Source organism: Burkholderia sp. GW821-FHT14F03, assembly GCF_058803765.1.
Map to the genome: position 1 here is coordinate 179067 of NZ_JBXAPG010000004.1, position 22893 is coordinate 201959.

Genomic DNA, 22893 nt, shown 5'->3' on the forward strand with positions numbered 1-22893 from the left:
ATGCGAGGGCGGTCGAGTAGCGAAGGGTGGGGGTGGGGGCTGCGCGGGGCGCGCCCGGCGCAGCAGAGCGCGCCGAGCGGGCCGCGCGCAGCGCGGCCCCTAAACTTGTATCAGGGACACTTAACGGATACGGGACACGAGCAGGGACGGAAAAGCAGGGCGAGCAAGGACAGGCGGGCAGTTCAGAAAAAGAAAAGCCCTGATCGCTGGAACGGTCAGGGCTTGGCACAACAGCGCATTACAAGGGTGATTGCAATGCACGACGAAAGTATAGGCGACTATTCCCCGTTCCGTCGGGAATGGGTGGTCCGGGGACGGAATTTCGGTGACGGTCAGGTCGAGGTCACGGCTACACGATTCGATCGATACATGGGCGCGCTGGCAATGAATGCGATGCCCAAGGCGAAGCGCGGCGAGTCGGAGAACAGCGAATCGAACCTGCTCGATGCGGCGAAGCGTGCGAAGCAACAGGTGCGGCTCCGTTGCAAGGCGATTGGTGCGGATCGCATGATCACGCTGACCTACCGGGAGAACATGGAAGACAAGGACCGCTTGAAGCGCGATTTCGACAAGCTGCGGCGGCGTTTAGGCGGCTTGTTTGACTTCCAGTATGTAGCCGTCGCAGAGAGGCAGAAACGCGGCGCGTGGCACCTCCACGTCGCGGTGCGTGGGCGCCAGAACTACCGGGTGCTGCGCTCGATCTGGCAAAGCATCGTCGGCATCGGTAACGGTCAGATCAACGTGCGGAACCCGTTCAAGGAAAAGGGATTGCGGCACAAGCTCGCGGCTTATCTCGCGAAGTACATCACGAAGGATTTCGAGGAGCACGCACTGAACGAGAAGCGGTATTGGTCAAGCCGCGGCGTCGTCGTTCCCGAGGTCATGCCGATCGATCACATCATGTCGAACGACCCGGCTGAGGCGCTGAAGATTGCGTTCAAGGCAGCGTTGCGCGCTGGCGCGACGCTGGATCGGTGTCAGGCGTTCTGGCGACAGGAGTTGGGCGTATTTTGGTTGTCTACTCGGGAAAGCTAAACATTCAGATTTGTATTTTTGTCATTTAGTTAAAGAGCTTTGTTGGGCATACCGATATTCGTAGGGTCACTGATGACGCAAGAGGCGTTTGGAATGATCTTCGAGGACGTTGTGGGAATTTACCTCTCGGAAAAGAGTCATCGCAGTAAGCAGCGTGATTTGTACTCGTTGAAGCGTCTGCAACCGTACTTTGGTGGTCGGAGCCTGCTGGAATTGAAGCGCGGCGACGTGCGCAGATATGTGACAGCTCGCCTGGGCGATGGCGTACAGGAATCGACAGTAAAGAGGGAGTTGAAGTTTTTGGCGGCGGCGATCAACTTCGTTCGCATTGAGCATGATCATTTCGAGCTGCCGAATCCTGTGCAAAGCCTCGGCTTGGATGGTGGAGAGGCTCGTGTGCGCTGGATTTCTCGGGATGAAGCGTCGCTATTGATTCTCGCGGCAGGTGCGACTGCGACGCGTCCGCACCTACCGAACTTCGTGCGTCTTGCTCTCAGCACAGGGTGCCGTAAGAACGAACTACTCGCGCTTGACTGGCGTCGCGTCGATTTCGAACGAGCTTGTTTGCGGTTAGAGGTCGAGCACACGAAAAACGGCAAACGCCGGCTTGTACCGTTGAACAGCGGGGCGATGTCTGCGTTGAGAGATCAGCGGGATTGGGTTTTGCGCCACTGTGCCGCGTCGAAGTGGGTTTTTCCGTCACGAACGGGGACACACGTCCAAACACTCCAGAAGGGCTTCTATGCAGCATGCACTCGGGCAGGCATCGACAATTTCCGCATCCACGATCTACGCCATACGTTCGCGTCCTGGTTAGTTATGGACGGTGTTTCCCTGTACGTTGTGAAAGATCTGCTTGGGCATTCTTCGATCTCCGTGACGGAGCGCTACGCGCATCTATCGCCAGATCAAGGGCGTGCGGCCGTGCAGAAGCTTCTGCCGCTTTAGATGAAAAATGGGGACATGATATCAATGGTGACTACCCCGGCTGACTTGAAATAAGCGTTGCTTGTTCTATAGTGTGTGACCATTGAGATTGTTAACTAATGAGATGAGCTAGAAGTGGATTGCATGGCGTGCCATTTTAGAAAATTTCGGGAGGATGTATGCCAAAGTGGGCGGACTATCTGATCTACGAAGTTAAATTTAATGAAAAGCACACACATATCGACCGGCTGAGGGTTTATGCCGATAATGGTGACTCAATAGGTCAATCTGGCGAGTATCGTCGACAAACGGTTGTTGATGCCATAAATAATGGAACCACTTTCACAACCATTTACAAAAATACGGAAGGGAATTGGAATAAGGGTAAGCCGGTCTATGTTATTAAAATAAACGGCTTAGAGTTTCTGAAAACCGTCAGTGACAACAAGCTTGTTGATAATTTGGATAATCTGCCGGAATTTTAGATTTGTGACAGATAAAGATCTTACTGCTAAATTCGGACTGGTGTGATCAATTCACGATTTGTAGTTGGGCCGGGCGCCTAGATATGGAGGAGGTGAGGCGTTGGGATGAGGCGGGAGGGTAGATGGTGATCGGATGAATGGAACAGATAATGTTCGCCGCCTTCTGTAAGACAGAGAGCAAAAAGGCTGATTTTAGTTGCATTCTGCGGCGGCATCATTGTGAAAGCTATCTTTTCGGGGATGAGGGATGTCTGCTGAAAAACATGTCAACCATCTAACGATATTTTTAATAAAAAAACAATACGACACATGTGAGCAGGTGATTCGAAAGGAAGAGTGTGGAAAATCGTTCATTATTGATTTTTCTGGACATGGAAAGGCGGAGCTGCATGTTAAAAATCAACCCCCGCGCCAACCCAAATGGACGGCTTTATTTAAAGATTATCTGGACTTAAGCGATATCGTTGTTCCCGGTGTATCTGCTGCTCTATTTTTGAAAATTAACGAAAGATGTTTTGTGCTTACTTTTGGGCAAGGAGGGCGCTTCTTGCTTCAAGATGAGGTTTTTGAAGAGCGTTTTGGGCTGCTTTGTGCTTTAAATTCAGTTGACCAAAATAGCTTCCGATGTGTCGACGTTCAGTCGCTCGATGCGATTCAAAGTCACACTCGAATTCAGTCTGGGCAAGAAACTAGCGCGAATCAGTTTGGGCTTGATGTTGAACAAGACATGTTGAAGGCGATAGTTGGTGCGCCGATAAATCCTGGCTTGGGAAATAGAATGACGGGAAGCGATTCCTTGACCGTATCGGTTAAGATGGATTTGTCTGATTTGCCATCCTTGTTAAATGAATATAGAAAAAAATTCGAAGAAGATTTGAGTGCTGATGACTATCAGTGGGTCAATAATATTTCAATGGTAAGAAATTCCAAGATTATTGAGAGGCTTGAAATTCAATTGAATGAAATTTTGAGTTTGAAGCAATATGACAATATTTGGTTATCGATCCCGGAAATTATAGACTGGAATTCGGTGTGTGGATTTATGTACTCGCACGGAAAGAGGGTAATTTATCATGATATTAATTTAAATGGATTTATTTCAACTCTGGATGAGAGTGAGAATGTTAATCTTGATTTGCTAAAATCCCGCGAAGTTCATTGTGCTGACGCAGATCACAAAAAAGTACATAAATCGTGGAAGGTATATAAATGTCTGTATGCGGAAGTTAGTGTTGGCGATGAAAAATATATACTGAATGATGGAAATTGGTTTAAGGTGGCAAATGATTTTGTTGCGCGAACAAATGAGGATTTTGGAAAAATACCTATCTCGAAGTTAAATTTTCCAGATTACAAGGGGGGCGGGGAAGGAGGGTACAACGCTGAGATTGCGGATTTGAACTCTGATGCTTATGCGCTTCTGGACGATAAAAATAAAATTATGCACGGGGGCGGACATGGTCAGGTTGAGGTTTGTGATTTGCTGTCAATTAATCGTGAGTTAATTCACGTAAAGATATATAGCAAATCTAGTGTTATGAGTCATCTGTTCGCGCAAGGTTTTGTTTCTGGCCAGCTTATACAGACGGACCCTAAGTTTCGTGAGAAGGTTGTGGCGAAGCTTGAGGGGAAATTTAAAGATATTTTCCAAATTGAAAAACCTCCTGAAAAAGGAGAGTTTACGATAGTTTATGCTGTAATTAGTGAGGAGCCCGGTGAGATACTTTATCTTCCATTTTTCTCACGGGTTAATCTAAATAACACAAAAAAAATATTGGCGGGATTTGGCTACAATGTTGAGCTTCTGAAAATATCGGTCGATGAAATTTATGCAAAGACAAAAGAGATGCCTAAGAAAAAAAATAAGCATGGGTGAAGAGAGACTAGATGGGTGCGGAAAGCGGTGACGATGTGGGCCGAGCTATCAGTCCAATTATCTTGCAGAGCACTTGGTAAATTGTCGAAGCTACCAACTGCCCTCCGAAGGCAGGGGTTGCTGGTTCGATCCCAGCCGGGCGCGCCAAGTCTGACAAGGCTTCCAGCGGTTTCGCTATTTCCTCGTTTTTCCCTGCTGCAGCGCAATTTCAGCTGGCCGGCTGCGAGCATCGGCGGTTTCGATGTCGCGGCACAGCCCGATGACCTGACCTGTGCGGGCTGCGTCTCCCATTTGCGCGCTATTGCTGGTGTTTGGGCGGCCGACGGAACCGCGCCAGCAAGCTGATCAAGGGAAGCGACAGCAAAAACGCGATTGCAAAGCTGACGAGCAACAGGGCGCCAACGAAAATGTCTTCGTTCTGTTCGCCGCCCACAGATCCCAGTGCGCGAAACAGCGGCGCCATGACGTTCCAACCTTCTCCGCCGTTGCCGAACCAATGTTCCATCCACGGGAGGGACGTGATGGCAGCTTGAACTGGCAGCGTGAGCAGCAGCGCAAGCACGATGCGACCGATCAGTTTCATCGAACCGTCACCTTTCCATATGCTTTGAGTGTCGTGCCCGGTACCTGGAATGCAGGTTGAGCTTTCAGGAATGCCCGCAGCCGGTCGAACTGGGCTCGGCTCGATAGTGTGATACAGCCGTCACTTTCGCCAAGGCGGCCGACCGGATGCAGCCGGAAATGGCCGCGGCGGATGCCGTTGATGGTCGTCCAGTCGTCGATTTTCCCGTCGTTGCGATAGAGCGCAAACCAGTCCGCCCGATGCGTGTGGAGTGAGAGGTCCTTCGCCGCGTCGTACAGCCAACCGAGATGGCCGCCGCTTTGCCGGTCGACGATATAGTAGGTGCCGGTTGGGAGAGGGCCTTTGTCCTGAACGGCCGTCGAGTTCGGGTCGTTGACGTATCGGCTGTTTCCAGAGAACGCGGGGACACCGCCGAAGCCGGGGCAATTCAGCACCGACAGATTGTGCTTGTTCAGGGTGAACGTGCATTCCACTGGCATATGTGGATCCTCGGAACGTGGCTCTCAGGTGGTTTTCGTTGTGCCGGATCGATGGACTCGATCCTTGGCGCAGCGATAGTGTTACACAATGGCCATCTCGAAATAGACGTTCGCATGAGGATGCAGGCTCGACCGCATGTGTGGCCAGTACGCTGAGGTTTCAATTCGGTTTCACCCGGAGAGCTTGAAATTCGCGATTCGCATAAAGCATTGATTCTCAAGAAAGCGCGCCGCTAATCCGCAACCCCGAAGGCAGGGGGCGATCCCAGCCGGGCGCGCCAATTGCCACGAGGCTTCCCTCGTTTCATCCCCCCTCCCGATGTACCTGAACTGCACCTACGTCGCGCGTCAGCGGGCTCACCCATTGCGTCAAATGCTCCGCCGACAGGTGCGCATAGCGCTGCACCATCTCCATCGTTTCCCAGCCGCCCAGCTCCTTGAGCACCTGCAACGGCGTGCCGCGCTGAACGTGCCAGCTCGCCCAGGTATGGCGCAGGTCGTGCCAGCGGAAGTCCTCGATGCCCGCGCGCGCCAGCGCCTTCTTCCACGCCGCGGTCGAGGTCTGCCGCACCGGCCGGCCGCGATACACGAACACGCTGTCCCGATACGCCGGCTGCCGCTGCGCCGCCAACTGCCGGCGCAGCACCGCGAGCGCCGTCTCGGACAAGGGCACCGCGATCGCCTTGCGCGCCTTCGCCTGGTCCGGATGGATCCACGCGATGCGCCGCGCAAGATCAACCTGCGACCACTGCAGGCCCGTCACGTTGGCGCGCCGCAAGCCGGTTTCCAGGCTGAAGCGCGCCATCTGAGCGAGATGCGTCGGCAGCGCGGTCAGCAGCGTGTCGGCCTGCGCCGGCGTGAGCCAGCGGATGCGCCGGCCGGTCGTGCGGCCGCGCGGCGTGACGGGCGCGCGATCGAGCCATTCCCATGCCACCGCCGCGTTCAACACCGCCTTCAGCACGCCCGTCACGCGCCGCACCGTCGCCGCGCTGACCCGCCCGCCCGTCGGTTTCGGGCCCGCGCGCGTGAGCACGACGCGCGGTTCGTCGCGCTTCGCCCGGGCGATCGCGTCGATCGTCGCGCGGTCGATGGCCGCGAGCGGCACGCCCGCCAGGTGACGATCGAGCCAGCGCAGGTGCGCCTTGGTCGTCTCCAGGCTCGCGATGCCCTCGCGCTCGCTCACGTAACGCACGACCGCGTCGTTCCACAGATGCCGCGGCCGCCTTCCGAGCTTCGCCACATCCCACAGCTCGGCCTTCAGGCGGTCGTGGAACTCCTGCGCGCGGACTTTGTCGCGGGTGCCAGTGCTGCCTTGTAGCGGCTTTCCGCCGCCAGGCGGGTACAGCTTGTAATACCAGTTCGGACTGCCGGTTCGTTGATAGAGCGACATGCGGTTTCATCCAGGCCAGGGTGAGCGGGGGGCGGGCGGTCCGGCGTCCATTCGCCGGCGAGATAGCGCTGCAGCGCGAGCAGCGAGAAGATCCAGCGCTTGCCGACCTTGCGGCCGGGCAGCGCGCCCGCCTTCGCCTTGAGGCGCACGGTTTCAGGATGGGCGCCGAGCAGCGCGGCCGCGGCGATCAGATCGAGCGTCTGGATAACTGGGTTCATCGGCGGCCTCCTCGTCGACCGGACGGCACGCCCACACGCAGCGCCACGCGTGGACTCGTGGCCTGCCCGTCGCGCGTGCGCAACGCATTGATGGTTAAGGGATGGCGGGCGGTATGTCGCCACGCGTCCGACACATGGCGCGGCCCGGACTCGTGGCGCGCCGCGCGGCCGCGCTCGCCGACTCCTGGCGAAACGGCCGCAACCCGTGGCGTCGCGTCCGGCGCGCGGCCGGTTGCGGCGCGCTGTCTTTTTTCTTTCTCTTTCAATAACTTGAAGAGAAGAGAAAGAAAGAAGGAACGGTGGCCCCAGGCCGCGCCATTGCTGGCGTTGCACATCCCACTGATGGCGATATGACCGCTTTTCATGGCGCGGTTTTCCTCGCGAATCAAGCACTTGCGATACGCGCCGGCCGAATGCCGTGATTCCGGCGCGCTGTGTGCCGTCTCCCGCGCGGGCGTGGTCCGCAGGCGGCTCATCGCAGATCCTCCCGCACGGCGACGTGCAGGCCGAAGCCCGCGAGCCGCGCGAGCGACACCGGCGTCAGGTACGGCACGCGGCGCAGGCAGATGCGGCGCTCGACCTCCTTCTCGCCGACCACCACGCCCGCGTGGTGCAGCTGCTTCTTGAAGACCCGGTCCGACTTCACCGGCAGGCTGTTCCACTTGTCGCGCAGCGCGCTCGTGTGCGCGATGTGGTCCATCACGTGGCCGGTGCGCAGCAGCAGGCAAAGCTCGCCGTCGATCGTGTCGAACGTATGCGGGTGCTTGAAGTTGCCGCTGTCGATCTCCGACAGCACGGTCTCCATGATCCATACCCACGGCTCGCGGTCGGCGCTCGTCTCGGCGATGTGGCTGTTCATCTCGGCGAGCAGGTCGCGTTCGAAGTCGCCCTCGTCCGGGTCCATGCCGGCGAACTCGCACAGGTAGCGCCACGCGAGCGCGACCGCGGCGTAGTTGCCGGCCATCCGCAGCGCGCCGTCGTCCGCGCCGCTCGCGCGGCTGCCCGCGAGGCAGCGCTCGCGCAGCGCGCGGTACTGTTCGAGGACGTCGCGCGGCGCGAGGCTCGCGAGGAACGCGAGCCATTCGCGCACCGGGAAGCGCGGCAGCTCGTCGGGCAGGAGCGGGCCGCGCTTGCCCGTCAGCGTGGTGCGCACCAGCTTGCCGAGCAGGCTGCGCACCGGCACGTCCTCGCCGGCGAGCATCACCGGCGCGCACAGCAGGTATTCCGTCATGTCCGCGCCGCGTCGCGTGATCGTGTACTGATAGTTCTCCTGCAGCAGCCCGACCGCCTTGTCGATCACGTCCTGGCGGCGCGCCGACAGTTCCTCCCAGCCGACCGGATGGCTCGTGTGGCTGACGCTCGTGAGCAGCCGGAATTCGGTCTGCAGCGATTGCCCCGAGAACATCGTGAACGCGAGCGTGCGTTCGAGGCGCTTGATCAGCGTCGACTTGCCCGCGCCCTTGTCGGCCTGCACGGTCAGGTGCGGCCAGAAGCCGAGCAGCGCCTTCAGGTGGCCGCCGAGCCCCCACACGAGCGGCAGCGTCGCCGCGTTCTGCCGGAACGTCTGCTGGTACGCACCGATCACGCGGCGCGCGTCGCCGCGCGGCCCCGACGGGAAGCTCAGGTTGTGATATGGACACTGCTTGTCCGCCTCGGTGAAGTAGCAGTCGGGTCCTTCGTTCACGATCAGCCGGCCGTCGCGCCAGGCGAGGCCGACGAAGTTCACCGCGTGGCGCGCGCCGAGATCCGCGCCGCGCTCCAGGATGTTCACCATGCGCAGGAACGGCGCGCGCGCCCAGATCGGTCCGAACTTCGACCACTGGTCGGTGTTGTGCAACTGGTCGTCGAGCATCACGCGGCGGATCAGCGTCGCGCCGTGGCGCGGCGCCTGGACCGACACCGCGAAATAGACGGTCGGTGCCTGGTCGGCGTCGCCCGTCATCGTCGAGGTGGCGCTCGCGACCGCGACGCGGCTGATCGACGCGATCCGGAAGCCGCACAGGTCGACCAGCACGGGCGTCTCGATGCCGGTCTCGTCGTTGCGTTCGAGCTTCGCGATATGGCTCGTGAAGTCGGGCCGCGTGCGGAAGCGCCAGTACTGCGCGAAGTCGTGCGGCGGCAGGAAGATGCGCGGCCGCCCGCGCCGGCTGTCGTCGCCGGGCAGGCCCACGATCAGCCACGGCTCGTAGTGTTCGAGCGCGCGGCGCAGCGCGGCGACGCCGCGCTGCCGCAGGTAGTCGTTGACGTCGTTGAGCGGTGCGGCGTCGGGCTCGCCGTCGGCGAGATCGGCGCGCCACTCGCGCTGGTCGACCAGCACCGCGCTCACGTTCAGGCCCGTGAGCCGTTCGTACAGGGCCCAGGCGGCCTCGGGCCCGGGGCGCTGGCCGGCGCGCGGATGGCCGTCGGGAAACGGCTCGTCGTTGTCGAGGCAGATCACGGCCTGCTTGCCGCGCAGGAACGAGAAGTCGATCCGCGCGACGTTCGCGAGGCCGCGCAGCGCGTAGGCGGCCACGTCCGGCAGCGCGCAGCTGTCGACCGACAGCGCGTTGATCGCGCTTTCGACGAGCACCACGCGCTGCGCCCGCGCAAGCCGGCGCGGATCGGCGGTCCAGCCGTAGCCGGCCTTGTCGCCGTGGGTCTGGGTCTTCACGTCGCCGTTGAGCGCGGGGTCGAGATAGCGCACGTCGACCGCGACGATCTCGTGCCCGGCCGGCGCGCGCACGATGAACGCGGCGGCGGGCCCGCCGTGGCCGACGTTGCCCGGCGGCGTCTTCATGCTGGCCCAGTCGTTGAAGCCGACGGTGCGCGCTTGCAGCGCCGCGTCGAGCGCTTCGGGCGCGATGCCGCGCCCGGCGAGGTAGTCGCGGGCCTGCTCGCGGGCCGCGATGCAGCGCTCGGCGATGTAGTCGACCGTGGTCTTGTCGCGCCGCGCGACGCCGGCCGCCGGCGGGCCGGACGGGATTCCGTAGGCGTCGTGCAGATAGCGCAGTGCGTCGGCGACGGTGCCGCCGCGCGCGTACATCACGAGGTCGATGCACGAGCCGCCGACGTCCGCACTGTGGTCGCGCCAGCCGCTGCCGTGCTTGGGGTGGTGCTGGAAGATCGACAGCGACGGGTGCCGGTCTTCGTGCGCGGGCGAGTGGTACAGCGCGCGTTCGCCGCCGCGGCCGCGCTTGAGGCCGAGGCGGCCGGCGAGGTCGTGCAGGTCGATGCGTTGTTTCAGTTCGTCGATCGAAGCCATGATTGCGGACGCGGTTCTACAGGGATCGGGGAAACGGCGATGGTGAGTCGTGCGGGCCGGCGGTCACGCGCCATGCGCGCCTCGCGGCGGCAGCGCCCAGGCGAGCAGGGCCAGCAGCAGGATCAGCGTCGCGCACGCGGCGCTGAACGCGGCGAGCCGCGCGGGCGGGTGGCCGGCGCGCCGCAAGAGGCGCGCGACGGCGTCGGTGAGGCCCATGAGCGTGAAGGCGAGCAGTGCGAGCAGGCCGAGGTTGAACAGTGTGTTTTTCATCGAGGTCTCCTGGCGGCGGCGCACGGTGGGGCCTGCCCACGCGACGCCGGGCAAAACGGGTCCCTCGCACCGCGCGGGCACGATGCGAGGAAACGGGGAACGCGCTGGGGTCTAGCCGGGCAGGTCCAGCTGCTGTTCGAGCCGCTCGCGCACGTGCGGCGACAGCGGCAGGTTCAGCGACAGGTCGGGCGTCGCCGACGGCGACAGCGTGCGGGCGAACTCCATGTTCACCACATAGGTGTGGCCGCACTCGGGATTCGAGCAGGCGAAGGTCACTTCGCGGAACGTGAGGGACATGTCGCGGCTGCTGCGCGCGGTGGCGCGTGCGCGGCAATGTGGGCAGCGGTTCAGGATGCGCATGGAATCGGGCTCCGGAGCGGGAACGGGCGCGCGAGGCGGGCGGGAACGGACGGGGCGCGCATCGGCGTCAGTCCTGGGGCGTGGCGGCGTCCGACGCATCGGCGCCCGACGCATCGGCGCCCGGCGCGATGCTTTTCTCGAGGTAGCGGTCGAGGCCTTCGAGGTAGACGAGCCGCGCGACGCTCGACATCGAACGGCGTTGCCGCTCGGACAGTTGCGCGAGCGTATGCTGCTCATGCGGCATCAGCCGCATGTACACCGGCTTGCTCGACAGCACGCCGCGCGGGGAGCGGGACATGGGGATTCGTTTGGTGGACATGACGGATATACTTCCTGTCGTTAACCTTGCACAAGTTCATAATACACACCATTCGGTGTGCTTTCAACGTCCAAACAAACCAAATGGAAAGTATCGGTGAGCGCCTGCGCGCGGAGCGCAAGCGCATCGCGCTGTCGTTGCGCGCGTTCGGCGAACGCGGCGGCGTCACGGAAAAGACCCAGGTGCTGTACGAGAAGGGTGAGCGGGCGCCGGACGCCCACTACCTGGTCGGCATCGGGGCGGCCGGCGTCGACCTGCTGTTCGTGCTGACGGGCGTGCGCGCGTCGGCCGCGCTGGACGCGGACGAAGCCGCGCTGCTGGCGGGCTATCGCGGGCTGGACGAGCAGGGCCGCGCGGGGGTGCGTGCACTGATCGGCGGCTTGCGCGCACCGCAACCGGTCGCGGCGATGACGTTCAAGGGTGACGTCGGCCAGCAGATCCAGGGCGACGCGACGTTCCACGGCAATGTCGAACTCAATCTCGGAGGTGGACGCGCGAAGAAACGGAAGTAGCCCTTCCCCCGCCCCAGGCCAGGGCGGTATCGAGCTGATTTGTGACAAACGGTACGGAAAATGAAAACAAAGTACGAGTTTGAACGCGAAGTGGGACAGGTTGCCGGGGGCAACATCAAGTCCAACACGGTGCAGGCGCATGTCGACCTGCATATCCACCACGGGGTCGACCCTACGCCCGTCAGCGATCGCCAGCGCAACGCGATCGCGCGCAAGGCGTTCGAGATCGAGTCGAAGACGGGCACCGACAAGCTGATGGTGTACCGCCGCCTGATGAGCGTATTCAATTTCGAGAGCGTGGAGACCTTGCCGCGCGAGAAGTACGCGCGCGTGATGTCGTATCTCGACGGTTGGCTGCGCAACGGCATGGCGGGGCAGGCCTCCGCCGCCCGTCAGCCGCAGCGGCCGGCGAGCCACGGGCTCGACGCGCCGCGCTATCGCCAGGCACCTGCGCCGGCGCCGGCCGCGATGGTCGCCGAACTGCGGCAGCCGATGTTCATTCAGTCGTCGGTGCTCAATCCCGGCGCGAAGAAGCTGCCGTGGCGCGCCGTGCTGGCGGGCGCACTCGCGCTGTCCGGTCTGGTGGCCGGCGCGTACGCGATGGGCGGCCGCCTGGTGGCGCCGGAGCCCGTCGCGATGCCGACGGTGCCGCGCGTGCTGCAATGCGAGTACGGCGGCGCCCGCTATACGGTCGGCAGCATCGTGATGCAGGCGGGCACGCGTCAGCAGTGCGTCGCGGCGGGCGAACACGCCGCTTGGGAGCAGGTGCCGGGCCACCGGCGCTGACGCGATCCGGCGCGACGGACCGTCGCCGTACCGGGCGGCCCGGCCGAGCGCGCGTGGTAGCGCACCCGGCAAACGTTCTCCGTGATCACTTGCCTTTCGGCTTGCCGCCCGAGCCGTTTTTCTGTTTCGGCGGATCACCCTTGACCTCCAGTTCGAGCGTCGTCGTGAAGCCGCCCGCGTCGATCTTGTGCGTCACCTTCTTCGCGAGCCAGACGGTCCCGTCGATCTCCGGCTTGAAGCCGCTCAGGTTCACCGGCATCTCCGGATAGAGATCCGGCCGGCCGAGCGCGAGCGCGTAATCCAGGGTCGCCTGGCTGCGGATCGTGCGCTGGTATTCCGCCTGCGCCGCCGCGCGCGCCGCGGCTTCGTCCGGGTAGGTTTCCGGCAGCACCTTGGTGTTCTTCGCGTCCTTGCCGCCGCCCACCTCCACCGACTTGCGCTTCGCGCTGCCGGTCGAGTGGTAGTACGCGCGCACCCCGCCGAACTCGTCGCGCTTCGCGAGGCTGTACTGGTGCCGGTCGCCGCTCGCGCGCGTGATCGCGAGCGCGGGCAGCGGCTTGCCGCTCGCGGTGCGGCCTTTGCCGATCGGCATGAACAGCAGATTGCCGCTCTTGACCGAGGCGACCGCGTCGTAGCGCTTCGCGATGCGCGTGATGAACGACATGTCGCTCTCGTGCGTCTGGTCGATGTGCGCGATCGCGATTTTCGCGAGATCCGCCGGGATCACGGGCTTCAGGTGATAGCGCGCAGCGATCGCCTGCACGATCGCGCCGAGCGTGGTGCGGTGCCAGCTCTTCTCGCGCCGTTCGCTCATCGCATCGGTCATCGAACCGGCGCGCGCGCGCACGGTGATCGTGTCCGGCGCGCCCCGGAAGCTCACCTCGTCAATGGTGAAGCGGCCCTTGTCCACGAGGCCGGGCTCGATCCAGCCGAGCTGGAGCGTCAGCTCCGCGCCGCAGGCGGGCAGGTCGAGCCGGCCGTCGCTGTCGTCGAGCACCAGCTCGAGCGTGTCGGCCTCGCCGCCGCGGCTCTCCACCAGCGACAGGCTCACGAGGCGCGGATCGAGCGCGCGCGTCAGGTCGCGGCCGTCGAGCGTGATGCGGTAGTCGGCTTGCGGCTGCTTCATGCGCGTCGGCCTTGCGGTTGCACCGTGTCCGGATCGCTCTCGTCCGCGTCCGCGTCGGACGGTTCGTCCGCGGCGATCGCGGGGCGCTCGTCGACGCGGCGCAGGACGATCGAGAAGGTGATCTTGCGCGGCACGCCGTCGCGCTGCAGGTAGGCCTGCGTCTCGTCGAGGCTTTCGATCAGGTAGGCGCCGTAGACGTGACCCGCGCCGTCCACGAGCACGTAGGCGTCGCCGCGCGCGGCCATCGCGCGCAGTTCGTCGAGCGAGTCGAGCGTGCCCGCCAGTTGCGGCGCGAGCACGCCGTTGAGCGTGACGGTGTCCTTGCCGGGGCCGGTGAACTGGCTGGCGTCGCGCACGCCCACGCGCGGCGCGGTGACGTGCTTCCAGTCCATCGAGCGGCGCAGGTCCTGGTAGGCGAGCGTCGGCAGACCGAACGCGAATTGACCGAGAGAGGCGAGCATGCTGGCGATCCTTGCGAGTGAGACGTGGGGTCAGGCGAGCGCGTCGGAGAAGCTCGACACGACGCGCGTGCGCTTCAGTTCCTCGCCGCGCGCGAGCTCGGCGCGCACCATCCGCAACAGTTCGTCGCCGGCCGGCCCGGAGTTGGCGGTCAGCGTGATGTTGTAGGTGTCGCCCGCGACGTTGACGGTCTTGCCCGGGGTCGGTACGCCGAGCGGTGCGCGCGTGTCGAACGCGAGCGGCGCGGCGGCCGGGGCGAAGGCGTCGGACTGGCCGAGACGCAGCGGCGCGACCGGTGCGAGGGGCGCGGGCAGCGGCGCGGCGGCCGGGGCCCACGCGCTCGCGCGCGGCCCCGCGCCTGCCGGCTGCGCCGCAGGCGGCAGCGGCGTCGCGGCCGGCAACGTCGGCAGTGTCGGCGCGGCGAGCGGGCCGGCGCTTGCGCGTCGTCCGCCGAAGCTGGCCGGATCGAACGGCGCGCCCGCCGCGGGCGCGGTCACGGGCGCCAGATGCGCGGAGGCGTCGGGCAGCCGCGGCGCGGCGAGCGGACCGGCGCTTGCGCTTCGACCGCCGAAGCGCGCCGGATCGAGCGGCGCGCCCGCGGCGGGCGCGGTCACGGGCGCCAGTTGTCCGGAGGCGTCGAACAATCCCGGCGCGGCGGGTTGATTCGCGAGCCGCGCGAGCGTGGACGGATTCTTGAGCGCGGCGCCGACGTCTCCGGGCAGCGGCTTGGTCTTGTCGTCGGCGTCGTCGCCGCCGATGCCGAACAGCTTGCCGACGTAGTGCGCCGCTTTCTTGATCCACTCCACGGCGCCGGCGAACACGCGCTGCACGACGTCCCAGTGCGTGATGATCAACGCCGCAACCGTCACCAGCAGCATCAGCGGATTGGCGAGGGCCACCCGCCCGACGAGCCCGATCGCGACCGCGACGCCGCGGAACAGGCCGATCAGCGGGCCGAACAGGCTGAGCCCGCCGAGCGCGCCGCGCAGCATCGCGATCGGACCGAGGATGCTGCCGACCATCATCAGGAGGCCACCGCCCGCGGCCATCACGCCGCCCAGCACGGCGGCGACGCGCATCAGGCTCGCGGTCAGCTCGGGGTTCGCGCGCATCCACTCGGTGATCTTGCCGACGATGTCCGACAGGAATTGCAGCGTGGCCTGCGCGTCGGGCGCGATCGCCGCGCCTGCGATGCTCAGCGCCTCGGTGCCGCGGTCCATCAGCGCTTCGCGCGCGTTGCCGAGCGTGTTGGTCTGCAGGTCTGCGCGCTGCTGCATGCCGGGGCCTGCCGCGAGCTTGTCGGCGTTCTCGCGGTACCCGGTCGGCCCGGCGTCGATCAGCGCCGACGCGGCCTTGCGGGTGGTGTCGTCGCGGCCGAACAGCTGCGCGAGCACGGCTTCGCGCTTCTCGTCCGACAGCGCCTTGAGCTTGCCGAGCTGCGCGGCCATCTTCTCGACGCCGCCGAAGCCCCCCTTGCCGTCGGTGAAGTCGAGCTTCATCGCGGGATCGAGCAGGCGGTTGGCCCGGCCGACCTTGTCGGTCCGGGTCACGGTCGACAGCATCTTCGCGTAGCCGGCGCCGGCCGCCTTGCCGTCGAGGTCGCCGGACTGCTTCGCGATCATCAGCAGCGGCGTCAGCGCCTGCGCGCCGCGCGAGCCCTCGAGGCCGAGCTTGCGCATGGCGGGCGCGAGCTTGTCGAAGCCGGCGGTCAGGTCCTTGTCGTCGAGGCCCGAGTGCAGCGCGCGCTGGGCCACGTCGCTGAGGGCGACGAGATCCTTCGCGCTGCTGTTGGTCGCCTGGCGCAGCGACGTCGCGAGCTTGGCCGCCTCGGCCGGCGTCTTGCCGATCGCGAGCGACAGCTTCGAGACGGCCGCGCCTACGCCGTCGAGCACCTCGGCGGGCTGGGTGCCTTCCTCGACGAGCGTGCTCATCATCTCGCGGAACGCGTTCGCGGAGCCGGGCAGCTTCGCGCCGAACTGCTCCGCGAGCAGGTTCATTTTTTCGAAGACGGGCGGCACCGTGCCGTCCGGTCGCATCAGGCTCGCTTTCAACTGGTTCTGCGAGGCCTCCGCGTTCATCGCGGCTTCGAGCGGCTTGCCGACGATCGTGCGGCCGACCGACGACAGCGCCTCGCCGGCACCCTTCATGTTTTCCGCGCGGTCTTTCAGATCGGCCGTGCGCTTGTCGCGCTTCTCGTCCGAGGCTTTTTGCCGCGTGCCGGTGTCCTGCTGCAAGGTGCCCGCGCGCGTGTCGAGGCGCCGCGACTGCGCGGCGAGGCCGCGGTTGGGAGCGATGCCCTGCCGGCCGAGCCGGGCGGCGACCGCATCGAGTTGGCGACGCGTCTCGCTCTGCCGGGCCTGGGCGGCGCTCGCGCTCGCGAGCGCCGCGGGGCGCTCGGCCACGATCTTCCAAAGCGGGGTGCCGCTTGCCGCGACGATCTCCTGATTGACCTGATCGACGCGCATGCGGGCCTCGATCTGCCGGTCGGTCGCGGTCTTGAGCCGCGCCGTCAGCTTGCGGAAGGACTCGATGTCCTGCTGCGCGCGCTTGACCGAGGCGAGTTCGGCCTTGGACGCCTTCAGCTTCTGCGTCTCGACGTCCCGGCCCGCGAGCATCGCCTGCAGGGATTGGGAGGCGCGCCCGAGGCGCGCCCTCAGCTCACTCGATTTCTGGTCGTTGCTCATGATTCGGATTGGTAACGTTCGCGGGCGCGCTCACGCCAGGCCATCAGCTCGGCGAGCGTGAAGTCGTACATCGCGCCGGGGGGCCAGTGGAACACCAGCGCGATGTCGGCCATCGGGTCTTCTACGCAGACGGGGATGCCATGGCCGCTTTCTGCGATCTCGACAGCAAAAAATCGCTGAAGGCCCCCGCCAGCGCGAGCAGGTCGGCCGGGTCGAGCTGGCCGACCTCGAATTCCGTCAGCGACGGCGAGGTGATGCGCGGCAGCACCTTTTGCAGCGCGCTGACGTCGAAGCGCGCCAGGTCGTGCAGCGAAGTGCCGCGCAGCTCGCCCGCAGTCGGCTTGCGCAGCGTGACGGCGGCGATGGTTTCGCCGTCACGCACGATCGGCGTGTCGAGCGGGATCGCGGAAGCCGCCGCTTCGGCGCGGACGGCTTCGTGTTGAGCGTGGTTCGTCATGATGGAGTCGTTCTCGCCGAAGGGGATCAGAGGCCGATCGCTTTGCGCAGCGACCCGAGCAGGTCGACGCCGTTGACGGTCTCGACCATGTTGATGAAGTCGAACTCGTGAATCACCTGGCCGTTGATCGTGAGCTTGTAGTAGCTTGCCTGCGTGGTGACCTTGAACGCGGTGTCTTCCTTCGACTTGGCCGTGCCGAGGTCGATCTCCGAATGGCGGCCGCGGATCACGATCTCGACCGCGTCCGGGCGCGCTGAATCCTCGCCCTGGTAGGCGCCGGCGAAGCGCAGCTGCACGCCATCGTGGGTCGTCACGCCCCATTGCGACAGCACGCCGCGCATCAGGCCGCCGCAGGTCCATTCGAGCTGGATCGCTTCCTGGCCCCAGTCGACCTTGATCGGGCCGGTCATGCCGCCCGCGATGTAGTCCTCCATCTTGCGCGACAGCTTCGGCAGCGTGATTTCCGCGACCTGGCCGACGTACGCGTTGCCGTCGTTGAACAGCATGTAATTCTTGAGTTTGCGAGGCATACCCATGTGAGTGCTCCAGTGAAAGTGAGGACGGCGGATCAGGCGGCGACGCGCGAGGCGAAATCGGCGAGGTAGCGATCGGTGATGCGCTGGCGCAGCGTCAGGTTCTCGATCGGCGGCACCGGCGTGTAGTCGTAGTCGATCGCGAGCTTGCCGGCCTTCAGCGCTTCCGGCGTGTTGACGCTCTCGTCGTACCAGGCCGAGCCGCCGATCAGGTAGCCGTTCGCGATCAGTTCGCGGAACTTCGCGTTGATGCTTTCGATGATGTCGCGCACGAGCGACGGATGCATCGGCTTGTCGACGTAGGCCATGTGCGCCTCGGCCATCGTGTCGGCCAGCACCTGCGCGGTGCGCGTGTAGTTCTCGAAGGCGAACAGCGGATCGTCGGAGCAGGTGCGCGAGCCCCAGAAGCGGAAGCCGTTCGCGCGGATCAGCGTCGTCACGTCGTGCTCGTTCAGGTAGCCCGCGTCGGTCGCCGGGTCCTGCAGATCCCAGAACACGTCGCGGCTCACGCCCGTCACGCCGTTGATGCCGACGTTCGACAGCGACTTGTGCCAGCCGGTGTCCTCGTCGATCTTCGCGCGCAGGCCGAGCGCGATCGCGGTCGCGTCGATGACCGTGCTGCTGTTGGTCGCGGTGTCCCAGCCGAGGAATTCCGGCCACACCACCATCAGCTCGCGCTGGCTGAACTGCTTGCGGTAGGCGGTGACGTCCTCCTTGGTCTTCGCGCCGGCGGCCGACACGTAGGCGAAGCCGCGCAGCTTTTGCGCGAGTTCGGCGAGCGCGGCCGCGACCGGCTGCGAATCGAGGCCCGGCGCGCCGAGGATGCGCGGCTTCACGCCAAGCTTCGCCTCGGCCGTCAGCAGCGCCTTGAGGCCCGTGTACTGGCCGTCCGGCGTGACCGTGCCGACCACGTTCGAGGTGGTTTCCTCCGGGGTCTTGCCTTGCGGCACGCGGACCACGATGCACAGCGGCTTGGCCTGCTTGCTGATCGCGTCGAGCGAGCGCGCCAGTGTGCCCTTCGTGCCGGCCTTGCCGATCGCCTGCAGCACGTTCGTCAGCAGCACCGGCGTGTTGAGCGGGAAGGCTTTTTCGTCGGCGTCCTCGGCCGTGAAGACGCCGCCGATCACGGCCGTCGAGACGGTGCGGATCGGACGGGTGCCGTCGTTGGCTTCGATGACGCGGACGCCGTGGTGGTAATCCTGGGGCATGTCGTTACTCCAAGGTGAGAAAATTCAGGAGCCCGAATCAGGGCGGTCTGGGGTTAAGCCGCGGGGGCGGCGGGTTGCGGATCCGTTCCGGCGGGCGCCGCGGGGGCGGCGTCGCGGGACGGGGCCGGGGAAGACGCCGCCGGATCCGGTGACGCGTTCTTCGGAGGCGCCGTGGGCCCGGCGGGCTGGGCCGGCGTCGCGGGCGTATCGTCCTTCGGCGGTGCGGCCGGGTCGGGCTGGGGCGCGGGATCCGGCTTCGGCTCGGGCGTCGGCGGGGTCGGCTTCGGCGGCGGCGGCACGTAGGGCGCCGGTTCGGCGGGCCAGGTCACGCCTTCCGGGAAGCCTTCCTTCTCGACCTCGCGCACCAGCGCCATCTGGTAGGTGGACCACGCCTTGAAGTAGTAGACGCCCTCGTCGTCGAGCAGGCCGGCGGCGAGCGCGTCGGCCTTGCCGGCGTTCTGCTTGCGCGCGCGCGTCATGCGCAGCTCGAACTCGGCCATCGCGGCATCGTGCTTTTCGCGGGCGATCTGCTCGGGCGCGACACTCCAGCCGCCGTCGTGCCAGCTGTAGCGCTCGCTCGGGCGCGGCTGATCGGTGAGACCCTGTTCGTCCGGCGTCTTGCCCGCGACCACCAGTTCGGTCGGCAGGCCGTCGCTCTGGCGATACAGCATGCGGCCGCGATAGTCGGGCAGCAGCGACCAGGCGCCGTCGCGGTAGAACGGCCAGGTGAACGGGGTGCGCGCGGGCGGCGCGTCGGTCGTGCTGAAGGCGGGGATCAGCCAGCGCGTGTCGTTGCGCGGATCGATGTCGGGCTGGCTGCTGCTCAGGTACTGGCCGGTGAGCGAGTCGTAGTGATGAATCAGCATGGTGAACTCGTGGAATGGTTAGTAAGCGCGGATCATCGCGAGCATCGCGATGTTGCGCGGGCGCGCTTCTTTGCCGCCGTCCGCGTTGACCGTGATGCCGTGGCTGTGGCGACCGCCGCCGCCGATCCCGATGGCGTGGTTGTGGGCGCCGCCGACGTCGGTCCAGAACTCGTGGTTGTGATCGCCCGCGGGCGACGTGTAGGCCCATGGGTTGTCGTAGTCGATGCCGCCGTGGGAGCCCAGCTGGGACCACGCGGCGACGCCCCACGGGGCGACGTTGACTTCCGAATACGGCGCGATGTGCTGGTGGTTGCCGTTGGCGCCCGTTACGCCGTGGTGGTTGTGCACGCCCTGTCCGTCGGCCCAGGCGTTGTGCACGTGATCGTCCGCCGTGCTCGACGAGGCGCCGTGCGCGTGCCAGATGTTCTGTGAGTCCTGATAGGTGCCGATGCGCCGCTGCGCGTCGATGTCGTCGCGGCCGTCGGCCCAGCAGCGGATGAATTCGCCGCGCAGCTCGGGGATGCGGAACGTGGTGGAGCCGTTACCGTCGGAGAAGCAGCCCCAGTTGCCGTTGGCCCAGTCCTTTTCGGCGACGAGCGCGCCGCTGGCCTGTGCGTAGGCCCACAGCGCGGGATAGTCGGCGCGATTGAGCGGCGCGCCGTTCGCTTTGACGAAGCCCGCGCGCGCGTTGGTGCGCGGCTCGAACACGATCTGGCCGATCGAGGCGGCGGCGATCTCCGACGACACCCACGCGGTGGTGGGCACCCGGTTCGACTTTTCGCCGGCGGGCGGGTGAAGGCTGAACGCCGGCTGGTCGAAGTACGTGCCTTCCGGGGCGAAGTGAACGGTGCCGATGCCGTTGCAGGTCACGCCGAAGTGGCCGTCGGCCATGTGATACAGGCCGGTGTCGGGCGCGCCGTCGTTGATGAAGGTCAGCGACGGCGCGCTCGCGCTGCCTTCCGACAGGAAGATGCGCTTGCCGGGCGCGAAATTGAGGTCGCCGAGCATCTGGCCGCCGAGGTTGCGATCGAGCGGCGTGAGATTGCCCAGGTGCCAGACCAGCTGGCCGTCGACGCGCAGCGTGTGGTCGGTGGCGAAGTACTGGAGCGAGGCGCCTTTGTCCGGCCACCACCAGCCGAAGCTGTCCGCGTTGCCGTAGAGGTAGCCGGTGTTCGTGCCGAGGAAGATGTGACCTTCATTGTTGCCCCGGTTGACATGCAGATCGCTGCCGACGATGGCATTGCCGCCGATGTAGGTGTCGGCGCCATGGCTGGCGATCTTGACCGTGCCCGTGTCGAGCGACCACGCGAAGGGCCGCAGGTCGTTGTAGCCCCCGAATGGATCGCCCTTGCTGGTGGACAGCAGGTAGACGTTCGAATCGTCGTTGCGCAGGAACGCGCCGTAGCTGGCGCCGGCGGCGCGGAACTGCCCGCCGTTGCCACGGTCGCTCCCGCGGCTGATCACGCCGTTCTTGACCTGCAGATCCTTTTCGATCGTGGTCGTGCCGTTGATGAAGGTCGGGGAGCCGTCGAAGGCGATCTTGACCGCGCCGTCTTCGAGCGACCACGAGAACGGCCGGTAGCCGTTGAAGGCGCCGTAGGGATCGCCCTTGTTCGTGGACAGCAGATAGGCGTTGCTGTCGTCGATGCGCAGGAACGCACCGAAGTTGTTGCCGGCGGCGCGGAATTGACCCCCGTTGGCATGGTCGAGCCCCCGGCTGATCACGCCGTTGGCGAATGCGGCATTGCCGTTGACCTGCAGCAGGTTCTTGCCGTCGTCGTTCAGCGAGCCGATCAGCACGCGCCCGGCATTCGTGACCCGCATGCGCTCCGCGCCGGCCGTGATCAGCGAGGTCCAGCCCTTGCCGTTGCCGCCGAGGAAGGCCTGGCCATCGCCCGATGCGTAGTAGTACGCGGTGGCCTGGTCGCTGTTCACCACGGCCTTGGTCGTGCCGCGCCCCGCCTGCAGCGCACCCGAGGTGCCGATGTCGCCGGCCACCTGGAGCAGGTTCGCGCCGTCGTCGTTGACCGTGCCGAGCATCACGCGGCCGCCGTAGGGGGCGAGCGAGATCGGCTTCTTCACCGTGTTGTCCACGTTGAAGGCCTCGATGGTCAGGCCGTCGTAATTGTTCGTGTTGAACGCGGCGATCGCGTTGCCCGCCACGTTGATCACCCGCCGGAAACTTCCGCCGCCGTCGACCTGAAGCGCGCTGGCGTCGCCGTGGGGCAGCTTGCCGATCACCACGGTGCCCTGTCCGGTGAGACGCATCACGCGGCTTTGCTTGTTGTCGTGGTTGATGTCGTTCCCGGCGCTGTTGAGCCAGAAGTCGAGGTATTCGCGGCCCCAAAAGCCGTTGTCGAAGCCCGAGCGCACGGTGGCGACGAGGCGCGTCCCGGTGTCGGCCGTCCCGCCGCCGAACGTGCCGTAGAAGCGCAGGCGGCTTTCGCGTCCCAGCGCGCCCGACGGCGGGCGCAGGTGAAGGTGGGCGGTTTCCGGGCCCGCATCGAAGTCGATCGCGACCGGCCCCACGAAGGTCGCGCCCGTCTTCGCCGCGTAGCGCGAGGCCGCCGTCTTCGGCGTCAGCGCGCGCGTCGCGTCCTGGCCCGCGTTGACCTCGTCCTGCGTGGCCAGCTCGATCACGCCCGTGATCTCGGTCGTCGCGGGCGGATTGACGAACGACGCGTCGCCGATCGTGATCGCGCCCGCGTCGATCGACACGAACTGGATGTCGGCCGACAGCAGCAGGTCCGCCGACGGCGACTTCTCCATGATCGGCGCGTCCTGGGAATAGACGGCGAACAGCACGCCGTTCTCCAGGTACAACCCCATGCCGAACAGCACGTACTGGTCGGCGGTGGCGTCGTTGATGGTCAGGTGCAGCGTGTCCGGGCTGATGTTCCGGCCGCCGATCGTCCTGATGCGCTTCTTTTCCCCGGGCAGCGCCAGCAGGTCCTTCGACGGCGTGAACTTGACGGTGCTCAGCCCGATCTCGACGACCTGGTGCGCGGTGGTGCCGGTGTTGCCGCTCGCGACGAGCGCGGCGCGGCCGGCATCGGTGACGGTGAAGATTGCAGCCATG

The 22893-nt window shown here is 65.0% G+C and carries 23 protein-coding genes and 1 pseudogene; 6 read left to right on the forward strand and 18 right to left on the reverse strand.

The window, feature by feature from the left end; translation table 11 throughout:
* Positions 1-255 precede the first annotated feature (255 nt).
* The 4 genes from AC1RQF_RS04555 to AC1RQF_RS04570 all read left to right on the forward strand — a co-directional run bounded on the left by AC1RQF_RS04555 (position 256) and on the right by AC1RQF_RS04570 (position 4323).
* On the forward strand, positions 256-1035 hold the full coding sequence (locus tag AC1RQF_RS04555) for a rolling circle replication-associated protein (protein WP_492871409.1): 780 nt from the start codon (positions 256-258) through the stop codon (positions 1033-1035).
* A 93-nt stretch (positions 1036-1128) separates the two neighbouring features.
* Positions 1129-1983 carry a tyrosine-type recombinase/integrase gene (locus AC1RQF_RS04560; protein WP_492871410.1) on the forward strand — a complete coding sequence of 285 codons (855 nt, stop codon included), beginning with the start codon at positions 1129-1131 and terminating at the stop codon, positions 1981-1983.
* A gap of 158 nt (positions 1984-2141) precedes the next feature.
* On the forward strand, positions 2142-2447 hold the full coding sequence (locus AC1RQF_RS04565; RefSeq protein ID WP_492871411.1) for a DUF3892 domain-containing protein: 306 nt from the start codon (positions 2142-2144) through the stop codon (positions 2445-2447).
* Positions 2448-2694: 247 nt separating this feature from the next.
* Positions 2695-4323: a TIGR04141 family sporadically distributed protein gene (locus AC1RQF_RS04570; RefSeq protein WP_492871412.1), complete on the forward strand. Its 1629-nt coding sequence runs from the start codon at positions 2695-2697 to the stop codon at positions 4321-4323.
* Between the two features lie 298 nt (positions 4324-4621).
* Here AC1RQF_RS04570 and AC1RQF_RS04575 read toward each other — a convergent pair whose 3' ends face one another.
* The 9 genes from AC1RQF_RS04575 to AC1RQF_RS04615 form a co-directional block, all read right to left on the reverse strand.
* On the reverse strand, positions 4622-4906 hold the full coding sequence (locus tag AC1RQF_RS04575; RefSeq protein ID WP_274000237.1) for a hypothetical protein: 285 nt from the start codon (positions 4904-4906) through the stop codon (positions 4622-4624).
* On the reverse strand, positions 4903-5385 hold the full coding sequence (locus AC1RQF_RS04580) for a DUF2778 domain-containing protein (protein ID WP_492871413.1): 483 nt from the start codon (positions 5383-5385) through the stop codon (positions 4903-4905). The genes AC1RQF_RS04575 and AC1RQF_RS04580 overlap by 4 nt, the downstream gene beginning before the upstream one ends.
* Before the next feature lie 304 nt (positions 5386-5689).
* Positions 5690-6730, reverse strand: a complete 1041-nt coding sequence (locus tag AC1RQF_RS04585; protein ID WP_492871443.1) for a tyrosine-type recombinase/integrase — start codon at positions 6728-6730, stop codon at positions 5690-5692.
* Positions 6643-6993: a helix-turn-helix domain-containing protein gene (locus AC1RQF_RS04590; RefSeq protein WP_274000241.1), complete on the reverse strand. Its 351-nt coding sequence runs from the start codon at positions 6991-6993 to the stop codon at positions 6643-6645. Before AC1RQF_RS04590 ends, AC1RQF_RS04585 begins: the two co-directional genes overlap by 88 nt.
* The gene (locus AC1RQF_RS04595; RefSeq protein ID WP_492871414.1) at positions 6990-7469 is read right to left on the reverse strand and encodes a hypothetical protein; all 480 of its coding nucleotides are present in this window, start codon (positions 7467-7469) and stop codon (positions 6990-6992) included. Before AC1RQF_RS04595 ends, AC1RQF_RS04590 begins: the two co-directional genes overlap by 4 nt.
* Complete coding sequence (locus AC1RQF_RS04600) at positions 7466-10234, reverse strand: toprim domain-containing protein (protein ID WP_492871415.1); 2769 nt, start codon at positions 10232-10234, stop codon at positions 7466-7468. Before AC1RQF_RS04600 ends, AC1RQF_RS04595 begins: the two co-directional genes overlap by 4 nt.
* Before the next feature lie 63 nt (positions 10235-10297).
* Positions 10298-10504 carry a hypothetical protein gene (locus AC1RQF_RS04605; RefSeq protein ID WP_492871416.1) on the reverse strand — a complete coding sequence of 69 codons (207 nt, stop codon included), beginning with the start codon at positions 10502-10504 and terminating at the stop codon, positions 10298-10300.
* A gap of 111 nt (positions 10505-10615) precedes the next feature.
* A complete protein-coding gene (locus tag AC1RQF_RS04610) occupies positions 10616-10864 on the reverse strand; it encodes an Ogr/Delta-like zinc finger protein (protein WP_252982054.1) in 249 nt (82 codons plus the stop codon).
* Between the two features lie 67 nt (positions 10865-10931).
* Positions 10932-11162 carry a hypothetical protein gene (locus tag AC1RQF_RS04615; RefSeq protein ID WP_492871418.1) on the reverse strand — a complete coding sequence of 77 codons (231 nt, stop codon included), beginning with the start codon at positions 11160-11162 and terminating at the stop codon, positions 10932-10934.
* Between the two features lie 104 nt (positions 11163-11266).
* On the opposite strand from AC1RQF_RS04615, the gene AC1RQF_RS04620 reads away from it, so the two are divergent.
* Positions 11267-11695, forward strand: coding sequence for a helix-turn-helix domain-containing protein (locus AC1RQF_RS04620; protein ID WP_492871419.1), 429 nt, complete (start codon positions 11267-11269; stop codon positions 11693-11695).
* Between the two features lie 60 nt (positions 11696-11755).
* Positions 11756-12481: an alpha/beta hydrolase gene (locus AC1RQF_RS04625; protein WP_492871420.1), complete on the forward strand. Its 726-nt coding sequence runs from the start codon at positions 11756-11758 to the stop codon at positions 12479-12481.
* 85 nt (positions 12482-12566) lie between these two features.
* Here the strand turns inward: AC1RQF_RS04625 and AC1RQF_RS04630 are convergent, their stop codons facing one another.
* From AC1RQF_RS04630 to AC1RQF_RS04670, 9 genes and pseudogenes are all read right to left on the reverse strand, one after another.
* Positions 12567-13607 (reverse strand): phage late control D family protein, encoded by a 1041-nt coding sequence (locus AC1RQF_RS04630; protein WP_274000255.1) that lies wholly within the window; start codon positions 13605-13607, stop codon positions 12567-12569.
* Entirely contained in the window at positions 13604-14068 is a 465-nt protein-coding gene (locus AC1RQF_RS04635) for a phage tail protein (RefSeq protein WP_274000256.1), read from the reverse strand. Before AC1RQF_RS04635 ends, AC1RQF_RS04630 begins: the two co-directional genes overlap by 4 nt.
* Positions 14069-14098: 30 nt before the next feature.
* Positions 14099-16750, reverse strand: a complete 2652-nt coding sequence (locus tag AC1RQF_RS04640) for a phage tail tape measure protein (protein WP_492871421.1) — start codon at positions 16748-16750, stop codon at positions 14099-14101.
* The gene (locus AC1RQF_RS04645; protein WP_252982061.1) at positions 16747-16863 is read right to left on the reverse strand and encodes a GpE family phage tail protein; all 117 of its coding nucleotides are present in this window, start codon (positions 16861-16863) and stop codon (positions 16747-16749) included. The genes AC1RQF_RS04640 and AC1RQF_RS04645 overlap by 4 nt, the downstream gene beginning before the upstream one ends.
* Before the next feature lie 8 nt (positions 16864-16871).
* On the reverse strand, positions 16872-17207 hold the full coding sequence (locus AC1RQF_RS04650; RefSeq protein WP_274000260.1) for a phage tail assembly protein: 336 nt from the start codon (positions 17205-17207) through the stop codon (positions 16872-16874).
* Between the two features lie 26 nt (positions 17208-17233).
* Positions 17234-17743, reverse strand: coding sequence for a phage major tail tube protein (locus AC1RQF_RS04655; RefSeq protein ID WP_252982063.1), 510 nt, complete (start codon positions 17741-17743; stop codon positions 17234-17236).
* A gap of 32 nt (positions 17744-17775) precedes the next feature.
* Positions 17776-18948: a phage tail sheath protein gene (locus AC1RQF_RS04660; protein ID WP_274000263.1), complete on the reverse strand. Its 1173-nt coding sequence runs from the start codon at positions 18946-18948 to the stop codon at positions 17776-17778.
* A gap of 197 nt (positions 18949-19145) precedes the next feature.
* Positions 19146-19814: pseudogene (locus AC1RQF_RS04665) on the reverse strand (tail fiber assembly protein); the annotation flags it as partial.
* Positions 19815-19832: 18 nt separating this feature from the next.
* Positions 19833-22892 carry a phage tail fiber protein gene (locus AC1RQF_RS04670; protein ID WP_274000266.1) on the reverse strand — a complete coding sequence of 1020 codons (3060 nt, stop codon included), beginning with the start codon at positions 22890-22892 and terminating at the stop codon, positions 19833-19835.
* Position 22893 lies beyond the last annotated feature (1 nt).